This is a genomic window from Streptomyces sp. NPDC012508 (assembly GCF_042902595.1).
Taxonomy (GTDB): Bacteria; Actinomycetota; Actinomycetes; order Streptomycetales; family Streptomycetaceae; genus Streptomyces.
The window spans coordinates 1,249,865-1,266,864 of record NZ_JBIBEO010000001.1 but is presented as its reverse complement, the minus strand read 5'-3'; the positions used below and the strand labels follow the sequence as shown (position 1 = coordinate 1,266,864).

14 protein-coding genes are annotated in these 17,000 nt (G+C 70.9%); all 14 read left to right on the top strand.

Annotation, left to right across the window (positions count from 1 at the left end; all coding sequences use genetic code 11):
• Positions 1-7: 7 nt before the first annotated feature.
• A complete protein-coding gene (locus tag ACFY8U_RS05475) occupies positions 8-745 on the top strand; it encodes a GPR1/FUN34/YaaH family transporter (protein WP_389565900.1) in 738 nt (245 codons plus the stop codon).
• 45 nt (positions 746-790) lie between these two features.
• On the top strand, positions 791-1,105 hold the full coding sequence (locus ACFY8U_RS05470; RefSeq protein ID WP_389565898.1) for a GNAT family N-acetyltransferase: 315 nt from the start codon (positions 791-793) through the stop codon (positions 1,103-1,105).
• Positions 1,106-1,169: 64 nt separating this feature from the next.
• Positions 1,170-1,895, top strand: coding sequence for an alpha/beta fold hydrolase (locus ACFY8U_RS05465; protein ID WP_389565896.1), 726 nt, complete (start codon positions 1,170-1,172; stop codon positions 1,893-1,895).
• Positions 1,896-1,997: 102 nt separating this feature from the next.
• Positions 1,998-3,329, top strand: coding sequence for an ABC transporter substrate-binding protein (locus tag ACFY8U_RS05460; protein WP_389565893.1), 1,332 nt, complete (start codon positions 1,998-2,000; stop codon positions 3,327-3,329).
• Positions 3,329-4,294: a carbohydrate ABC transporter permease gene (locus ACFY8U_RS05455; protein ID WP_389565889.1), complete on the top strand. Its 966-nt coding sequence runs from the start codon at positions 3,329-3,331 to the stop codon at positions 4,292-4,294. Before ACFY8U_RS05460 ends, ACFY8U_RS05455 begins: the two co-directional genes overlap by 1 nt.
• Positions 4,291-5,178: a carbohydrate ABC transporter permease gene (locus tag ACFY8U_RS05450; protein ID WP_389565886.1), complete on the top strand. Its 888-nt coding sequence runs from the start codon at positions 4,291-4,293 to the stop codon at positions 5,176-5,178. Before ACFY8U_RS05455 ends, ACFY8U_RS05450 begins: the two co-directional genes overlap by 4 nt.
• The gene (locus ACFY8U_RS05445) at positions 5,175-7,943 is read left to right on the top strand and encodes an ATP-binding protein (RefSeq protein WP_389565883.1); all 2,769 of its coding nucleotides are present in this window, start codon (positions 5,175-5,177) and stop codon (positions 7,941-7,943) included. The genes ACFY8U_RS05450 and ACFY8U_RS05445 overlap by 4 nt, the downstream gene beginning before the upstream one ends.
• Before the next feature lie 134 nt (positions 7,944-8,077).
• The gene (locus ACFY8U_RS05440; RefSeq protein WP_389565881.1) at positions 8,078-8,914 is read left to right on the top strand and encodes an alpha/beta fold hydrolase; all 837 of its coding nucleotides are present in this window, start codon (positions 8,078-8,080) and stop codon (positions 8,912-8,914) included.
• Positions 8,915-9,018: 104 nt separating this feature from the next.
• Positions 9,019-10,104, top strand: a complete 1,086-nt coding sequence (locus tag ACFY8U_RS05435; RefSeq protein WP_389565878.1) for an LLM class flavin-dependent oxidoreductase — start codon at positions 9,019-9,021, stop codon at positions 10,102-10,104.
• Entirely contained in the window at positions 10,101-10,715 is a 615-nt protein-coding gene (locus ACFY8U_RS05430; RefSeq protein WP_389565875.1) for an FMN reductase, read from the top strand. Before ACFY8U_RS05435 ends, ACFY8U_RS05430 begins: the two co-directional genes overlap by 4 nt.
• A 60-nt stretch (positions 10,716-10,775) precedes the next feature.
• Positions 10,776-13,649, top strand: a complete 2,874-nt coding sequence (locus ACFY8U_RS05425; RefSeq protein ID WP_389565872.1) for an AAA family ATPase — start codon at positions 10,776-10,778, stop codon at positions 13,647-13,649.
• A gap of 137 nt (positions 13,650-13,786) precedes the next feature.
• Positions 13,787-15,034, top strand: coding sequence for a PucR family transcriptional regulator (locus ACFY8U_RS05420; RefSeq protein WP_389565869.1), 1,248 nt, complete (start codon positions 13,787-13,789; stop codon positions 15,032-15,034).
• 138 nt (positions 15,035-15,172) lie between these two features.
• Entirely contained in the window at positions 15,173-16,024 is an 852-nt protein-coding gene (locus ACFY8U_RS05415) for an alpha/beta fold hydrolase (protein ID WP_389565866.1), read from the top strand.
• 42 nt (positions 16,025-16,066) lie between these two features.
• Entirely contained in the window at positions 16,067-16,975 is a 909-nt protein-coding gene (locus ACFY8U_RS05410) for a helix-turn-helix domain-containing protein (protein ID WP_389565863.1), read from the top strand.
• Positions 16,976-17,000 lie beyond the last annotated feature (25 nt).

The following is a 17,000-nucleotide window of genomic DNA, read 5'->3' as shown; positions in this document are numbered from 1 at the left end:
CCACCCGATGTCCGCAGCCTCCCCCGCCGCCGACAGCGGCGACACCCCGGCGGCCTCGCCGGACGCGCCCCAGGGACGCCGTTTCGAACCGGACCTCCGGTCGATGACACGGATCAACCTGCGCCCCATCGCCTCACCCATGCCGCTCGGCTTCTTCACGATAGCCATCGCCTCCGTGATGACAGGCTGCCTGCAGCTCGGGATCTTCGACGAGACGGCCCGCAGCGCCGTCGCCTTCACCGTGCTGCCGGCCTTCGCCCTGCAACTCCTGGTGAGCTTCCTGGCCTTCGGTGCCCGTGACGTGATCGCGGCGACGCTGATGGCGGTCTTCGCCGGCAGCTGGCTGCCCTACTCGCTCATCATGCTCAGCGGCGCGGCCGACGGCCTTCAGGTCCTCGGCGTGTTCAACCTGGCGCTCCTCTGCTTCGGGGCCCTGATGACCGCCGTGACCCGGCCCAAGCGCGCGCTGTGGCTCGTCCTCGCGGTCTCCCTCCCTCGCTGGGCGGCCACCGGCCTCTCGGGCATCACCGGCGCCGAATGGCTGACGCGCACGTCCGGTGCGCTCGGCCTCGTGGTGGCGCTCGTCGCGATGTACACGGCGTTCGCCCTGATGCTCGAGGACATGCGCAGCGAGCAGGTCCTGCCCATCGGCCGCAGCGGCCCCGCCCACCTCGCCGTGGAAGGCGACCTGTCCGTCCAGCTCCGCAACCTGGAACGCCAGGCAGGCGTACGCCGCACGCTCTGACCGCACCCACCCACCCCGTCACACCACGACCGCACAGGAGCACCCATGGAACCCCGAGTGACCGACCGGCCCGAGAAGTCCCGGTACGAGATCCTCGCCGGCGAGGACGGCGCCGAGACCGCGGGCTTCGCCGAGTACCACCTCTCGGAGGGCGAGATCGCCTTCATCCACACCGAGATCGACGGCCGGTTCGCCGGCCGGGGCCTGGGCGGGCTGCTCGCCCGCGGGGCCCTCGACGACGCTCGGGCCCGAGGGCTGCGTGTCCTGCCGTACTGCCCCTTCATCCGGGGCTGGATCGGCAAGCACCCCGAGTACACCGACCTGGTGCCCGAGGCGAGGCGCGCCCGCTTCGGCCTGTGAATCACCACACGAACACCACACATCCGCCTCCCGCATCCCCCATCACGCACTAAGGAGTTCCCCCGTGCCCCGACACGCCCGCCCCACCGTCGTCCTCGTCCACGGCGCTTTCGCCGACGCCTCCAGCTTCGCCCGCGTCATCCCCGAACTGACAGCCGCCGGCATGGAGGTGCTGGCCCCGGCCGTGCCCAACCGCAGCCTCGTCGACGACGCCGCGTACATCGCCTCGGTGATCCGCGCCGTCGAAGGCCCCGTGATCCTGGTCGGGCACTCCTACGGCGGTGCCGTCATCACCCTCGCCGGCGCGGAGGACAACGTCCGTGCACTGGTGTACCTCGCGGGATACGCACTGGAGGAGGGTGAGAGCCTGGGCGAGCTGCAGGGCCGCTTCCCCGACTCCGGTCTCGCCGACGCGCTCGTCTACACCCCGTTCCCGGTGGCCGGCTCCACCGAGACCGGCACCGACGTCTCGGTGGAGATCGAGAAGTTCCCCTCCCTCTTCGCGGCGGACGTCGACCCCGACCTCGCCGCGGTGCTCGCCGTCTCCCAGCGCCCCCTGGCCGCACGTGCCTTCTCGGAGGCGGCGCCTGTCGCGGCGTGGAAGACCAAGCCCTCGTGGGGCCTGGTCGCCTCCTCCGACCGCACGATCAACCCCGATGTGGAGCGCTACGGGTACGAGCGCGCCGGCATGACCACCGTCGAGGTCGACTCCTCCCATCTGGTCATGCTCGCCCAGCCCAAGGCCGTGGCGGAGCTGATCCAGGACGCGGCCCGGTCCACCGCCCACTGATCCGATCGTTCAGGATCGAACGATTAGTCGATGATGTTCGAGCGCTGGTAGCTTCTGATCGCCCCCGAGGAACCTTCGGCGGGCGATCGGAGAAGATGCACCATGAGGTTCGGCGCGAGGCTCGCGCTCGCCGTCATCGCCCTCGCCGCCCTCGCCACCGCCTGCGGTGTTCCGCAGGACAGTGGCTCGCAGTCGCACACCGCCGTGGACTGTGGGCCGTACGCCAGCTACGGCAAGCACCCCGGCACCAAGGTCACCGTCTACGCGGAGAACCGGGACCGGGAGGCCGACCTGTTCGAAGAGACCTGGGCGGACTTCGCGGACTGCACGGGAATCGACGTCCAGTACGAGGGGGACGGGGAGTTCGAGGCCCAGATCCAGCTCCGGGTCGACGGCGGGAGTGCGCCGGATGTGGCGTTCTTCCCCCAGCCCGGGCTCCTGGAACGCTTTGCGCGAGCAGGGAAGCTCAAGCCGGCGAGCGCCGGGGTCGTGGCCCTCGCGAAGCAGGGCTGGTCGGCTGACTGGAACAGTTACGCGACCGTGAACGGCACCCTCTACGGCACGCCGCTGGTCGCGAACGTGAAGTCGTTCGTCTGGTACTCGCCGAAGTTCTTCCGCGACAGGGGACTGAGCGTTCCCCGCACGTGGTCCGAGCTGGTGGCCGTGACGGAGAAGGTCGCGGCGTCGGGAGTCAAGCCGTGGTGCGCGGGCATCGAGTCCGCCGAGGCGACCGGCTGGCCCGTGACGGACTGGATCGAGGACGTCCTGCTGCGTCAGCAGGGCGCGGACGTTTACGACCAGTGGGTCGCCCACAAGATCCCGTTCAACGACCCGCGGGTGATCAAGGCCATGGACACCGTGGGGTCCATCCTCAAGAACGACCGGTACGCCAACGGCGGTTTCGGTCCGGCCCGTTCGATGGCGTCGATCTCCTTCCAGGAGGCCGGCACACCGATTCTCTCCGGCGACTGCGCGATGCACCGCCAGGCCTCGTTCTATGCCGACATGTGGCCGAAGGGCACCGAGATCGGATCGGACAAGGACGTCTACGCCTTCCTCCTGCCGGCGGCCGACCCGGCCAACCGCCCCGTACTGGGCGGTGGAGTGTTCACCGCGGCGTTCGCCGACCGTCCCGAAGTACGGGCCTATCAGGAGTATCTGGCCTCCGCGGACTTCGCGAACGCGCGTATGAAGAAGGGCCCGTTCGTTTCGGCGAACAGGGGCGTGGATCCGGCGAACGCCGCGACCCCGGTCGACAGACTCTCGATCCAGCTGCTCCAGGACCCCGGGACACAGTTCAGGTTCGACGGTTCGGACCTGATGCCCGCGTCGGTCGGCGCCGGGACGTTCTGGAAGGGATCCGTCGACTGGATCGGCGGCGCGAGCACCCGGCAGGTCGCCGACTCCATCGAACGGTCCTGGCCGAGCCACTGATGTCGTTCGACGTCGTCGCCCAGCAGCCCAAGCTGCTGTACCTGCTCCAGGGCGTCGCCGCCTTCGCGGCGGTGGTCTCCCTGATCCTGCTGGCGCTGCACCGGGGACCGGTTCGGAGAAGGGCCGCGGCCCTTCTCCTGCTGGCCCCCGCGCTGCTGCTGCTCACGGTGGGTCTCCTCCTGCCCGGTCTGCGAACCCTGGCGCTGTCGTTCACGGAGAACGGGGGAGACGCGTGGGCCGGCTTCGACAACTACGTGTGGATGGTCACCGACCCCCGGGCGCTGGTGGCGCTGCGCAACACCCTGGCGTGGGTGGTGCTCGTGCCGTTGCTGGCAACCTCGGTCGGTCTGCTCTACGCGGCGGCCGTCGTACGGTCGCGGATCAGAGCGTTCGCGCTGTCCCTCGTCCTGATGCCGATGGCGATCTCCTTCGTCGGCGCGGGTGTCGTCTGGAAGTTCGTCTACGCCTACCGTCCCGCGGAAGCCGGGCAGATCGGGCTGCTGAACCAGCTCGTCGTCGCGTTCGGCGGTGAGCCGAGGCAATGGCTCGTGGACACTCCCTGGAACGTCCTGTTCCTCATCGTGGTGATGGTGTGGACACAGGCGGGCTTCGCGGCCGTCCTGCTGGCCGGCGCGATCAGGGCCGTTCCCGGAGAGCTGACCGAGGCGGCCCGACTCGACGGCGCGTCCCCCCGGCAGATCTTCTGGCGGATCACCATGCCGTCGATCAGGCCCACTCTGCTCGTCGTGGTCCTCGCCCAGGCGATCGGCACCTTCAAGGCCTTCGACATCGTCAAGACCATGACCGGCGGACAGTTCGACACGGGCGTCATCGCCCACGAGATGTACGACCAGGCCTTCCGCTACGGCGATACGGGCCGCGGTGCGGCACTCGCCGTGCTCCTCTTCGTCCTCGTCACCCCCTTCGTCGCCCACCAGGTCCGGGCACAGCGGAGGGCAGCGTGAACGGCGTCCGGGAGCGTCTGGCCTCCCGCGCCTTCACGTCGATCGCCGTGGTGATCGCGGTCCTCTGGACGACACCGACCCTCGGCCTGCTGCTCTCCTCGTTCCGCCCCGAGGAGGAGATCAAGACGACAGGCTGGTGGACCGTGTTCGGCACGCCGCACCTCACGCTCGACAACTACGGCGAGGTGCTGTCCGGCGGCGGGAACGGGTCGGGGCGGCTCGCGGAGTACTTCGTCAACTCCGTCGTCATCACGCTTCCCTCGGTGCTTTTCCCGCTCGTGCTGGCGTTCTTCGCGGCGTACGCCCTGGCGTGGATCGACTTCAGAGGGCGGGACGCGCTCGTCGTCGGCATCTTCGCGCTCCAGGTCGTGCCGCTCCAGATGGCGCTCGTCCCCCTCCTGAAACTGTTCTCCCAGGGCTGGCTGTTCCTGCCCGCGTGGAACCTCACCGGTCCCGCGCGTTTCGGCCAGGTCTGGTTCGCCCACACGGTCTTCGCGCTGCCGTTCGCGGTGTTCCTCTTGCACAACTTCCTGGCAGGGCTGCCCCGGGACCTGATCGAGGCCGCCCGCGTCGACGGGGCCTCGCACGGGGCGCTGCTGCTCCGGATCGTGCTGCCCCTGGCCCGCCCGGCCCTGGTCTCCTTCGCCATCATCCAGTTCATCTGGGTGTGGAACGACCTCCTCGTGGCACTGACGCTGTCGGGCGGAACGGCCGAGACCGCGCCGATGACGGTCAGACTGGCGAGCCTGGCCGGGACGTACGGCAACGAGTGGCAGCGGCTCACCGCAGGAGCCTTCGTGACGGCGTTCGTCCCGCTGCTCGTCTTCATCTGCCTCCGGCGGCACTTCGCACGGGGACTGCTCGCCGGATCGGTCAAGGGATGAGCCCCGACCGGCCCGAGGGAGAAGGCATGGCGGTGCCCGGGAGCGCGGTGCTGAGCCGGCCCGGGCTGCGGGGCCGTGAAGCCGAGCTGGAGCGGCTGCGGGCCCTGATCGAGGCGGTGCGCGACGGCGAGGGAGGAGCGATCGCGCTGCTCCTGGGCGAGCCCGGGATCGGGAAGACCGTACTGCTGCAGGAGACCGTCTCGATCGCGCGGGCTCACGGGTTCGTCGTCAGCCATGGACGCGCCGAGGAACTGCACGAGCTGGCACCACTCGCCTCACTGGCCTCCGGCCTCCTGCACGGTGACCCGCCGCTGCTGTCCAGCACGGACTTCGCAGACCTCGCGGGCCATCACGACCAGCGCATCTGGCTCGTCGAACGACTGGCCCAGCTGATCGAGGAACGCTCGGCGGGCACACCCGTACTGATCGCGGTCGACGACGTCCAATGGGCCGACCCGCTGAGCCGGTTCGCCCTGAGTGTCATGCCGGCACGGCTGCTCAGCTCCCCGGTCCTCTGGCTGCTCACCGGCAGGATCGACCCGGAACTGTACGGGCAGGGGCCGCGGACGACGACCCTCCCCCTCCGGCCGCTGTCCGACACGGCCCTGGCCGAGCTGGCACGGGACGTCCTCGGCGGGGACGTGCCGACGCAGGTCGCGGAACTTCTCGACGGGGCGGGAGGCAACCCTTTCCTCGCGGCCGAGATGCTCACGGGCATCGCGGCTTCGGGCGCGGACGCGCCGGAGCCGCCGGAGCGGCTGGTCCTCGGTGTACGCGACCGGCTGGCCGACCTCCGGCCGGACACCCTCCACTTCCTGCGGATCGGCTCGGTCCTCGGCCGCGCGTTCTCGCTCGCGGACGCCGCCGCCCTGTGCGGCCGGCCCGCCTCCGGACTCAGCGCCGAAGTGGACGAGGCGATCGCGGCCGCCCTCCTCCACGACGACGGCGAACGACTCCTGTTCCGCCACGACCTGCTCCGCCAAGCGGTGTACGCCGATCTCGCCCCCTCCGTACGCCGGGCGCTCCACCGTGAGGCAGCGAGCCGGCTCGTCGCAGCGGGCCGGAGCTCCACCGACGCGGTCCCGCATCTGCTGAAGAGCGCCGAACCCGGCGACCAGGAGGCGATCGGGCTGCTCGGCACGGCCGCCACGGACGTGATCGCCGTGATGCCCGACCTCGCAGCCGACCTGGCCGTACGCGCCCTGGAACTCGTACCGCCCCATGCACCCATGGCGTTCGACGTGGGAGAACGGGCCATCGTCGCGCTGACCCGCGCGGGCCGGTACACTCAGGCGCGGGATACCGGCGACACGCTGCTCGCCCGGCAGCCGCCCCTGGATGTCTTCGCCCGTCTGCAGTCCGTACTCGGCGACACGCTGTGGCACCTCGACGACATCCACGAGCTGATCCGACGGTCGACGGCAGCACTGGCCGCCGTCACCGACCCGACGATCCGCGCCCGGCTCACCGCCCGGCACGCCCTCGCCCGGTCCCGCGGGCGCGACCTCGGGGCCGCTCGCGAGACCGGCGAACGGGCGCTCGCCGAGGCGGAGCGGTCCGGTGACCGGGAGGCCCGTGTCCTCGCGCTGTGGGGCCTCGGCGAGATCGCCCTCAACGCGGGCGACTGCGCCGCCGCCGTCGAACACCACACGGTGCTGAGCGTGTTCGACACGGCCTTCCTGCCCGAGGAGGCCGTCGCCCGGATACACATGGACGACTTCGACACCGTACGGCGACTGCTCCGGACGGCGGGCGACGCTCCCCTGCGCCCCGCCATGCTGATCTGGGCCCAGGGAACCCTGAACATGGGGCTCGGCCGGCTCGACGACGCGGACGCCGACCTCGTCACCGCCGAGCGTCTCGAAGCGGACCTCCACCTGCCCGGCAACCTGGTCAACATCCGCGTCAACCGCGGCCTCCTCGCGATGCTGCGCGGCGACCGCGAAGCCGTCTGGGAACACCTGGACGTCGTGCGGGCGACCGTGGCCGACCGCCCGAACACGGGCAACCACGCCACGCACCAGTACTTCGAGGCCGTCGTCGCCGACGCCGACGGCGACCACGCGGCAGCGGCCGAACTGGTCCGATCCGTGCAGCGTGACCACCCCTTCTTCCGATGGCGGCTCCTGCGCCCCCATGTCGTCCAGGCCGTGCGGATCGCCCTGCGCGGCGGGGACCGGAACCTGGCCGAGGACCTCGCGGCCCAGGCGGCAGAGCACGCCACCCGCAACCCTTCCGTGCCGACCGCACAGGGGACGGCCGCCCACGCGGCCGGCCTGGTGAACGCCGTCCACGGCCTCCTGGAGCGATCGGTCCGCGTCCTCATCACCGGCCCCCGGCCGCTGCCCCTCGCCGCCGCATCCGCCGACCTCGGGCGCGCTCTTCTTGCGGCAGGCGACCCCGCTGCGACACCCGCCCTGACCAGGGCCCACGACATCTACGCCCAGGCGGGGGCCGATGTCGAGGCCGACCGGGTCCGGGCCGATCTGGAACGGGCCACCAGCCGCTCCGGCCGGCGCACCGGAGGCATCCGGCCGCGCCCCGGCCAGGGCTGGGACGCGCTCACGGCCTCGGAACGCAAGGTGGCCCGGCTGATCGCCGCAGGCCACACCAACCGGTCGGCCGCGGAGGCCCTCGTCGTCTCCCCGCACACGGTCAACACCCATCTGGCGTCGATCTTCCGCAAGCTCTCGGTGCGCTCGAGGGTCCACCTGGCCCGGATCGTGCTTGCGGAGGGCGACGCCGGAACAGCCACCGGCGGCTGAGTGACCTCTGCGCCCCCGTGCAAGGTGTGGTGCGCGGTACGGCAACAGGAGGTGCAGGACCGGTCCTAGCGTGACGGGCATACCGCGCCGCTTCGACGCGCGGACCAGCCGACCCGAATCGAGGAAGCATCCCCATGCCGTACATCACCGTGGGCCAGGAGAACACCAACCCCATCGAGCTGTACTTCGAGGACCAGGGTGCCGGGCAGCCCGTCGTCCTCATCCACGGCTTCCCGCTCGACGGCCACTCCTGGGAGCGCCAGAGCGCCGCGCTGCTCGACGCCGGCTACCGCGTGATCACGTACGACCGCCGCGGTTTCGGGCGGTCCTCGCAGCCGACCATCGGCTACGACTACGACACCTTCGCGGCCGACCTGAACACCGTGATGGAGACCCTCGACCTGAAGGACGCCGTCCTGGTCGGTTTCTCCATGGGCACCGGCGAGGTCGCCCGCTACGTGTCCGCGTACGGCTCCGGCCGTGTCGCCAAGGTCGCCTTCCTGGCCTCGCTCGAGCCCTGCCTGCTGAAGAGCGACGACAACCCGGACGGCGTCGCCCCGAAGGAGTTCTTCGACGGCGTCGTTGCCGCCGTCAAGGCCGACCGCTACGCCTACTACACGGCCTTCTTCAACGACTTCTACAACCTCGACGAGAACCTGGGCACCCGCATCAGCGAGGAGGCCGTCCGCAACAGCTGGAACACTGCGGCCCGCGGCGGCTCCTTCGCCGCGTCCGCCGCGCCGGCGACCTGGTACACCGACTTCCGCGCCGACATACCGTCCGTCGACGTGCCGACCCTGATCCTGCACGGCACCGCCGACCGCATCCTGCCGGCCGAGGGCACGGCGCGCCCGTTCCACAAGGCGCTCCCGTCGGCCGACTACGTCGAGATCGAGGGCGCCCCGCACGGTCTGCTGTGGACCCACGCCGAGGAGGTCAACACCGCCCTCCTCGCCTTCCTGGCGAAGTGACGCCGCACCGTTGACCCGCCGGGTGACGCCGGAGCCCCCGGCGCCACCCTGGCCCCCGGTTCCCCGGCGCGGGAACCGGACGAGCTCAGGAGAGCAGACACCCCATGCAGTTCGGCATCTTCACCGTCGGGGACGTGACCCCCGACCCCACCAACGGTCGCACGCCGACCGAAGGCGAGCGCATCAAGGCGATGGTGGCCATCGCGCTCAAGGCCGAGGAGGTGGGCCTGGACGTCTTCGCGACCGGTGAGCACCACAACCCGCCGTTCGTACCGTCGTCGCCGACCACCATGCTCGGCTACATCGCCGCTCGCACCGAGAAGCTGATCCTGTCCACGTCCACGACGCTGATCACCACGAACGACCCGGTGAAGGTCGCCGAGGACTACGCGATGCTCCAGCACCTGGCCGACGGCCGGGTCGACCTCATGCTGGGGCGCGGCAACACCGGTCCGGTCTACCCGTGGTTCGGCCAGGACATCCGCCAGGGCATCAACCTCGCCAAGGAGAACTACGCGCTGCTGCGCCGGCTGTGGCGCGAGGACGTCGTGGACTGGGAGGGCACGTTCCGGACGCCGCTCCAGGCCTTCACCTCGACGCCGCGGCCCCTGGACGCCGTCCCGCCCTTCGTCTGGCACGGCTCCATCAGGTCCCCCGAGGTCGCGGAGCAGGCCGCCTTCTACGGGGACGGCTTCTTCCACAACAACATCTTCTGGCCGGCCGACCACACCAGGCGCATGGTGCAGCTCTACCGGCGCCGGTTCGCGCACCACGGCCACGGCCGGCCGGAGGACGCCGTCGTAGGCCTGGGCGGACAGGTCTTCATGCGCAAGAACTCCCAGGACGCCGTACGGGAGTTCCGTCCCTACTTCGACAACGCTCCCGTGTACGGCCACGGCCCGTCGCTGGAGGACTTCACCGAGCAGACCCCGCTGACGGTGGGCTCTCCCCAACAGGTCATCGAGCGGACCCTGTCGTTCCGGGAGAGTGTCGGCGACTACCAGCGCCAGCTGTTCCTGATGGACCACGCGGGCCTGCCCCTGAAGACCGTCCTTGAACAGCTGGACATCCTCGGCGAAGAGGTCGTGCCCGTGCTGCGGAGGGAATTCGCCAAGGGGCGTCCGGCCGACCTGCCGGAGGCTCCCACGCACGCGTCCCTTCGAGCCGTCCGGGAGGTGTCCGCCGCATGAAGCTGATCGTCGTCTCCGCGGGGCTGAGCACCCCCTCCTCCACCCGCCTGCTCGCGGACCGGCTGGCCGAGGCGGCCCGCGACGAACTCGCCGCCCGGGGGCAGGCGCCGTCGACCCAGGTCGTGGAGCTGCGGGAGCTGGCCGGCGACATCGCCAACCACCTCGTGACCGGCTTTCCGCCGCCGCGACTGAGCGCCGCGATCGACGCGGTGACGGCGGCCGACGGCCTGATCGTGGTGACTCCCGTGTTCGCGGCTTCCTACAGCGGTCTCTTCAAGTCCTTCTTCGACGTGATCGATCCGGACTCCCTCTCCGGGAAGCCGGTCCTGATCGCGGCGACGGGCGGTACCGCCCGCCACTCCCTGGTCCTTGAGCACGCCGTGCGCCCGCTCTTCGCCTATCTCCGCGCCGTCGTCGTCCCCACCGCCGTGTTCGCGGCCTCCGAGGACTGGGGCTCGGGGGGAGACGAGTACACCGACGGCCTGCCCGGCCGCGTCCGCCGGGCCGGCGTCGAGCTCGCCGCGCTCATGGCGGCGCGCCCGGTCAGTGAAGAGCCAGAGGACGACGTCACCGTCCTCGAACGGCAACTCGCCGACCTGCGCTTCGACTGAGACGGGCACCTGGGGCGGGCGACGGCGGGGTGGTTCATGTGGTTCATACTGTTCCGCCGTATGAGCGTGAACCGAGCGACGACAAGGACCGTGCCCGAGGAACTCGAGGGTGTACGGACGCCCCTCCGCGGCAGGGACGCCGAACTGGCGTTCATCCAGGCGCGGCTCGACGCGCTCGACCGGGGCGAAGGCGGGATCATCCGCGTCGAAGGCCCCGCCGGCATCGGCAGGTCCAGGATCCTCGCGGAGGCCGCGGCAGCCGCGAGGCGGCGCGGGGCGAGGGTGTTCGAGGGAGCGGCGGACCCCGACGAACAGTTCGTGCCGCTCGGCCCGCTCCTCGACGGTCTGCTCTCCGGCGAGGAACCGCTGTCGGGCGCCGTCCGTCTCAGGGACCTCGCCACGACGCCCGGCCAGCGCTTCTGGCTGCTCCAGGAACTGGGGGACCGCCTGAGGGAGACGGCTCGAAACGGCCCCCTGCTCGTCGTCCTCGACGACCTCCAGTGGTGCGACGACCTGACCCTTCTCACCTTCAACACCCTCGCGGCCGGACTCTCGGCGCACGCCATCCTGTGGCTGGTCGCCGTGCGCGGCGGCAGCGTGCCGTCGGGAGTGCGCACGACCCTGGACCGGATCCGGCAGGCAGGCGCACACGAGCTGGCGCTGGGAGCGCTGGACGACCAGGCGACCACACGGATCACCGAAGACGTCCTCGGCGCCGCTCCCGACCCGGACGTCCTCCGCGTCGCCCGCCGCGCCGAAGGAGTCCCGCAGCTGCTGGTCGAGCTGCTCGGCTCGCTGCGGGAGGCAGTGACGATCGAGAACGGCACGGCCAAGCTGTCGGCCGGACTCCGCGCCCCACGGGAACTGCCCTCTGTCGTGCGCCGCCTCGACCAACTGTCCGGCGAGGCACGGGAGCTGGTGCAGACGGGGGCCGCCGTGGGCGGCCCGGTCACCGTCGCGCTGCTGGCCGAACTGCTCGGCAGGTCCCCGGCGGCGCTCATCACAGCGGTACGGGAATCCCTCGACGCCGAGCTGCTCACCGAAAGCGGCGATCGCCTCGCCTTCCGCCACGACCTGATCCGTGAGGCGGTGGAAGCCGGCCTCCCCCTGCCCCTGCGTCAGGCCCTGCGTGGTCAAGCCGCCGAGCTGCCGCCGGGTAGCGCGGCCTCCCCCGTCGAGCGTCCCGGGCCGTCGGCCGGAAGAGCACCGGCAGATGCGGCGGAGGCCGGGAGAGTGGGGCCGGGAGACGCGGCGGAGGCCGACCGGCTGCGCGCTGCCGCGGCGGAACTCGCGGCCACCGCTCCCGGACCCGCTGCGGAACGCAGCCTCAAGGCCCTGGAACTCACCACGGCGGACGCTCCGGAGCGGCCGCGGGTCATCGCCGAGACGATCCCGCTGCTCTGGCAGACGGGCCGGGCCGCCCAGGCGCGTGAGCTGGGAGCCTCCGCCCGGGCGACCGGCGGTCTCGGACCTGAGGACGAGGCGCGCATACGCCTTGCCCTGGCACGCCTCGCCGTACCGTTCGACTTCTCCGAGGCGGTCCGGCAGGCCCGCGCCGGGGCGGCACTTCCCGGGATCCCCGTGGACGTGAGGGGGCGACTGCTCGCCATGCTCGCTGTCGGCCTGTCGATGGCGGGCGAGCACTCGGCGGCCGAGCAGGTCGCCGCAGAGGCGTGGGAGACCGCAGCGGCAGCGGGGGACCGCTCCGCCGAGGCCACGTTGACGACGGTCCGCTCGGCAGTGAGTTTCCACCGCATGGACTTGACCGAGGCGTTCCGGCAGGCCGAGCGGTCCGCCGCGCTGGCCGACGCCCTGGGCGTCAGCACCTCGCTGTGGGTTCCGGAGGCCTTGTGGCACGCTCTCCTGTCGAACACCACCGGACGCTCCGCGGAGGCGCTCGCCGCCGCGGAGGACGGCATACGGATCACCAGGGAGCAGGGCCGTACGGCGGCCACCCGTATGTGGCTCATGACCCGCTCCCGCATCCTTCTGGAGGCCGGACGGCTGACGGACGCCCGGGCCGACGCCGAAGCCGCGTCCGCGACGACCGACGATCTCGGCCCGGGCAACCTCGCCGATGTCACGCTCCGGTACGTGATGATGCGCGTCGCTCTCCACACCAACGACCAGCAGACCGCACGAGCGTACGCGGCGGAGGCGAGGCGCATGCGGAGCGACGGCGCACCCGTCGTCCGGCACTTCGGCTCCTGGATGCTGGCACTGATGGCCGACTTCGAAGGCCGGCCCGACCGTGCCATGGCCGAACTCGACGAGGTGATGACGTCGCCCGCCGCGGACCGGCCGGCCTACGCCGGCTTGGTCGACCCCGCCGACGCCCCGGTCCTCGTCCGCCTGGCGCTGCGTGCCGGCGCGCACGAACGGGCCGCGCAGGCAGTCGCCCTGGCCGAGCGACTGGCCGTGCTCAACCCGGACCTCACGTTCCTCGCCGCCACCGCCGCGCACGCCCGGGGGCTCCTCGACAACGACCTCGCCCCTCTCGTACGCGCCGTCCGGCTGTATGAGGACTGTCCTCGGCCGTTGGCCCGGGCGTCGGCGCTGGAGGACGCCGGACGCAAGCTGGCGGCCACCCGCACGTCCGAAGCGGTGCCGTACTTCGACACGGCCCTCGCGCTCTACGCGCGAGCGGGCGCCGAGCGGGACCTCGCACGCGTCCGCCGGCGCCTGCGGGCCGCTGGTGTCCGCCGCCGGCCCTCGACGGCCGGACTCTCCGGTGCATGGCCCGAGCTGACGGCCGCGGAGATACGAGTGGTACGGCTCGTGGCCCGAGGGCTGACCAACCAACAGGTGGCCGAGCACCTCTCCCTCTCGCCGCACACGGTGAGTTCGCACCTGCGCCGGGCCTTCACCAAGCTGGACATCACCTCGCGCGTGGAGCTGACCCGGCTGGTGAAGCATCGCGACAGCGGAGAGTAGTCGCTTCGTATCCCCCGTGGGTGTCATGGCAATGGACGATTCGTGTGATGTGCCGACGTCGTCGCTTCCTCAGAATGATCAAGAGCCGCGGAATGGAGAAGTTCGCGGGGAACCGTTGGTCGAGAGAGGAACAGCGCATGACCGTAAGGCTCCAGCGAGCCCGCCCCGGCAGCCCCGAGCTCCAGGAGCTTGTCGACGAGCTCGCGGAGCGGCTCGGCCGGTCCGTCGCCGTCGACGACCCGCTGGTCCGCATGGTCTGCACGAGCCGCCACTTCGGCGACGAGGACCCGGTCCGCATCGGCACCCTGTTGCAGGGCCGCGCTGACAACGCGACCATCCGCTACGTCCTCGCCCAGGGCGTGACCCAGTGGTCCCGAGCCGGATTCATCGACGGCCGTGACGATCTCGGACTGCTGCCCCGTTATGTCGTGCCCCTGCGCGAGCGCGGGCATCTCCTCGGACTGCTCCTGGTGGTCGTGCCCGAGAAGACGCTCGCAGAGCACGAGACACGTGCCATCGCCCGGGCCGCGGACGCCATGGCCGCGCAGATGCACGGAGAGCACATCGCCACCGACACCCGGAAGGCCGACGAGCGGGACCTCGTCCTCGAACTCGTCGGCACCGACGTCGCCGCCCGTACCACCGCACGGCGGCGAGGCAAGGAAATCGGACTGCTCGGAGCAGCCGAGCACGTCCTGGTCACCGTCGTCCAGCTGAGCTGCGCGACCGAGCTCGTGCGGCAGTCCGAGGCGGCCCTGTGGGGGGCACTGGAGGGTTTCCGGCAGACGCGTTCGGCCCAGGGCCTCATCGCGATCGGCAAGGAGCGGGCGACACTGCTCCAGCTGCGCGACCGCCCACCCGGCCAGGACGAGGTCACCGCACAGTCCGCTCGCATCCTGGACGAACTCCGCACCTTCCTGGGCCCGTCGGCGGACCCCGTGATCGGCGTCGGCGGCCGGCACCCCAGCCTGGACGACGCATGGACGTCGTACGAGCAGGCGCTCGTGGCGGCACGCGCGGCACGCCGACTGCCCACCCTGAAGAGCGCCGGTAACTGGGAGCTGCTCGGGGAGCTCGCGGTGCTGCTCCAGCTCCCCGAGCACGCCCTGAACGCGTCTTTGGTCCCGAAGCCGCTCCGTACCCTGAGCGACACTCATGGCGGCGACCGCCTGCGGGACACCCTGCGCTGCTTCCTCGAACACGCGGGATCGATTCCCCGGACCGCGGACACGCTGGGAATCCACCGCACCTCGCTCTACTACCGCCTGCGCCAGATTCAGGAGATCACCGGACTCGACCTCGACGACGGCGCCCACCGGCTCACTCTGCACCTCGGCCTCAGGATCGAGGAACTCCTCGCCCCGGGCGGCGACGGGGCCGTCTGACCACGGACTCGCTTCGACAAAGCGAGGAGGATCCACGGCCCGATTCCTACAGCTCGCGGTGGTGCGGGCGGCGGGCCCCATTCGATGATGTTCGGGACGGGCGGGAACGATGTACCGCCTCTGACCAGGGGAGAGGTCATGAAGGAACTGATCACGACGGACGGCGCACGGCTCGCGTACCAGGACACCGGCGGCGAGGGCGTCCCGCTGGTGATGCTGCACGGCTGGGGGCAGACGCAGGCGATGTTCCGTCACCAGATCGAGGGGTTGGCGCCCTCCCGTCGCGTCGTCACCGTCGACCTCCGAGGCCATGGGAAATCCGGCAAGCCGCGTCACGGCTACCGGATCGCCCGGCTCTCCCGCGATGTGCTCGAACTCGTCGACCATCTCGGGCTTGACCGTTTCGACGCACTGGGCTGGTCCATGGGTGCCTCGGTGTGGTGGAGCTTCATCGACCAGTACGGGACCGGACGGATCCGGCGCTTGGTCGCCGTCGACCAGCCCGCGGCGGTCGCCGCCGTGCCCTGGATGACCGAGCGGGAACAGCGGGACTCCGGCGCCATCTTCGACGTGTCGGGGCTGCTGTACCTGGGTGCGGCCCTCGCGGGGCCGGAGGGCGACACGGTCCGCGCCGACTTCGTGCGCAGCATGTTCTCCGGGGAGCCCGACCCCGAGGTGCTGGCCTTCGTCGGCGAGGAGATCCGGTCGACACCCGCCTACGCGGGCGTACCGCTGCTGTTCGACCACTGCGCGCAGGACTGGCGAGACGTGCTTCCCCGGATCGATGTGCCGACCCTGGTGATCGGCTGCGAGGGAAGCCATGTGCACCCCGATTCGCAGCGCTTCGTCGCCGAACGGATTCCCGGCGCACGCCTGCACGTCTTCGCCTCCGACGTGGCGAGCTCGCACTTCCCCTTCCTGGAGAACCCGCCGGCCTTCAACGCCGTGGTGGACAAGTTCCTGGCCGAGGAGCCGGCAAGCCTGGCCTGAACTCGCCCGCCGCCCGCCCGAACCGTACGGCTTGGAGTTCCCATGACCCTCTCACTGATGTCACGTGCGCCCGAACGGGTGCCCCGGCAAGCGCCCGATGCGACCTCGCCCTCCTCCCGCTCGGGGTGGCTGGTCCAGGTGCTCTCCGAGATGCCGGGCACGAGTGACCGGAACCACGTCTACCTCGGCGTCCATGTCCGGGGGCGCGTCACCGTCGTCCACGAGCGTGCCAAGACCCCGTTGGAGCCGAACGACCTGGTCTTCTGTGACCCGGCCCGACAGCACCTGCTGCAGTTCGGCGAAGACTGCCGAATGATCTTCTTCCGCGTGCCCCGCTGCTATCTGGGCGTCTCGGAGTCGGAACTGAACCAGGTGCTCGGCGTACCCGTGCGCGGCGGGGAGGGGGTGGGGGCGCTGGTGTCCGACTTCCTGACCGCCCTCGCCGCCAAGGCGGAGTTCCGTCAGTCCGCGATCGGGGACCGGCGTGCCCGGACGGCCGTACATCTCCTCTCCGTCCTGGTCATGGAGCTCCTCGAAGCGGACACGACGGACGAGGCCGACGACGCGTCAGGGACCGTCAACGAGATGCTGTCCCGTATTCGCGCCTACATCGAAGAACATCTGATGGACCCGGACCTCTCACCGGAGTCGATCGCACGCGCCCACCACATCTCCGTCCGGTACCTGCAGAAGCTCTTCCAGAACGACGGCAGCACGGTGAGCCAATGGGTGCGGGAACGCAGGCTCGAGTTCTGCCGGCTCGAACTGGGCCGCTCCAACCGGAGAATCACCATGGCCGCGGTGGCCCACCGCTGGGGCTTCAGCAGCCCCTCGCACTTCAGCCGCACCTTCCGTGGGGCCTATGGCATGAGCCCCAGCGAATGGCAGGCGCTGGCGACCTCGGCCTTCGCACCGACGACTGCCGACGCCCAGGACGAGCGAAGGCGCTGAGCCGCGTGTGCGCCGTCATGACAGC

What these genes read in the sequence shown, in the direction of transcription:
- ACFY8U_RS05460 (WP_389565893.1), top strand. Translation starts at nt 1,998, where the DNA reads ATGAGGTTCGGCGCGAGGCTCGCGCTCGCCGTCATCGCCCTCGCCGCC.
- ACFY8U_RS05440 (WP_389565881.1), top strand. Translation starts at nt 8,078, where the DNA reads ATGCCGTACATCACCGTGGGCCAGGAGAACACCAACCCCATCGAGCTG.
- ACFY8U_RS05445 (WP_389565883.1), top strand. Translation starts at nt 5,175, where the DNA reads ATGAGCCCCGACCGGCCCGAGGGAGAAGGCATGGCGGTGCCCGGGAGC.
- ACFY8U_RS05475 (WP_389565900.1), top strand. Translation starts at nt 8, where the DNA reads ATGTCCGCAGCCTCCCCCGCCGCCGACAGCGGCGACACCCCGGCGGCC.
- ACFY8U_RS05455 (WP_389565889.1), top strand. Translation starts at nt 3,329, where the DNA reads ATGTCGTTCGACGTCGTCGCCCAGCAGCCCAAGCTGCTGTACCTGCTC.
- ACFY8U_RS05415 (WP_389565866.1), top strand. Translation starts at nt 15,173, where the DNA reads ATGAAGGAACTGATCACGACGGACGGCGCACGGCTCGCGTACCAGGAC.
- ACFY8U_RS05425 (WP_389565872.1), top strand. Translation starts at nt 10,776, where the DNA reads ATGAGCGTGAACCGAGCGACGACAAGGACCGTGCCCGAGGAACTCGAG.
- ACFY8U_RS05420 (WP_389565869.1), top strand. Translation starts at nt 13,787, where the DNA reads ATGACCGTAAGGCTCCAGCGAGCCCGCCCCGGCAGCCCCGAGCTCCAG.
- ACFY8U_RS05435 (WP_389565878.1), top strand. Translation starts at nt 9,019, where the DNA reads ATGCAGTTCGGCATCTTCACCGTCGGGGACGTGACCCCCGACCCCACC.
- ACFY8U_RS05430 (WP_389565875.1), top strand. Translation starts at nt 10,101, where the DNA reads ATGAAGCTGATCGTCGTCTCCGCGGGGCTGAGCACCCCCTCCTCCACC.
- ACFY8U_RS05410 (WP_389565863.1), top strand. Translation starts at nt 16,067, where the DNA reads ATGACCCTCTCACTGATGTCACGTGCGCCCGAACGGGTGCCCCGGCAA.
- ACFY8U_RS05470 (WP_389565898.1), top strand. Translation starts at nt 791, where the DNA reads ATGGAACCCCGAGTGACCGACCGGCCCGAGAAGTCCCGGTACGAGATC.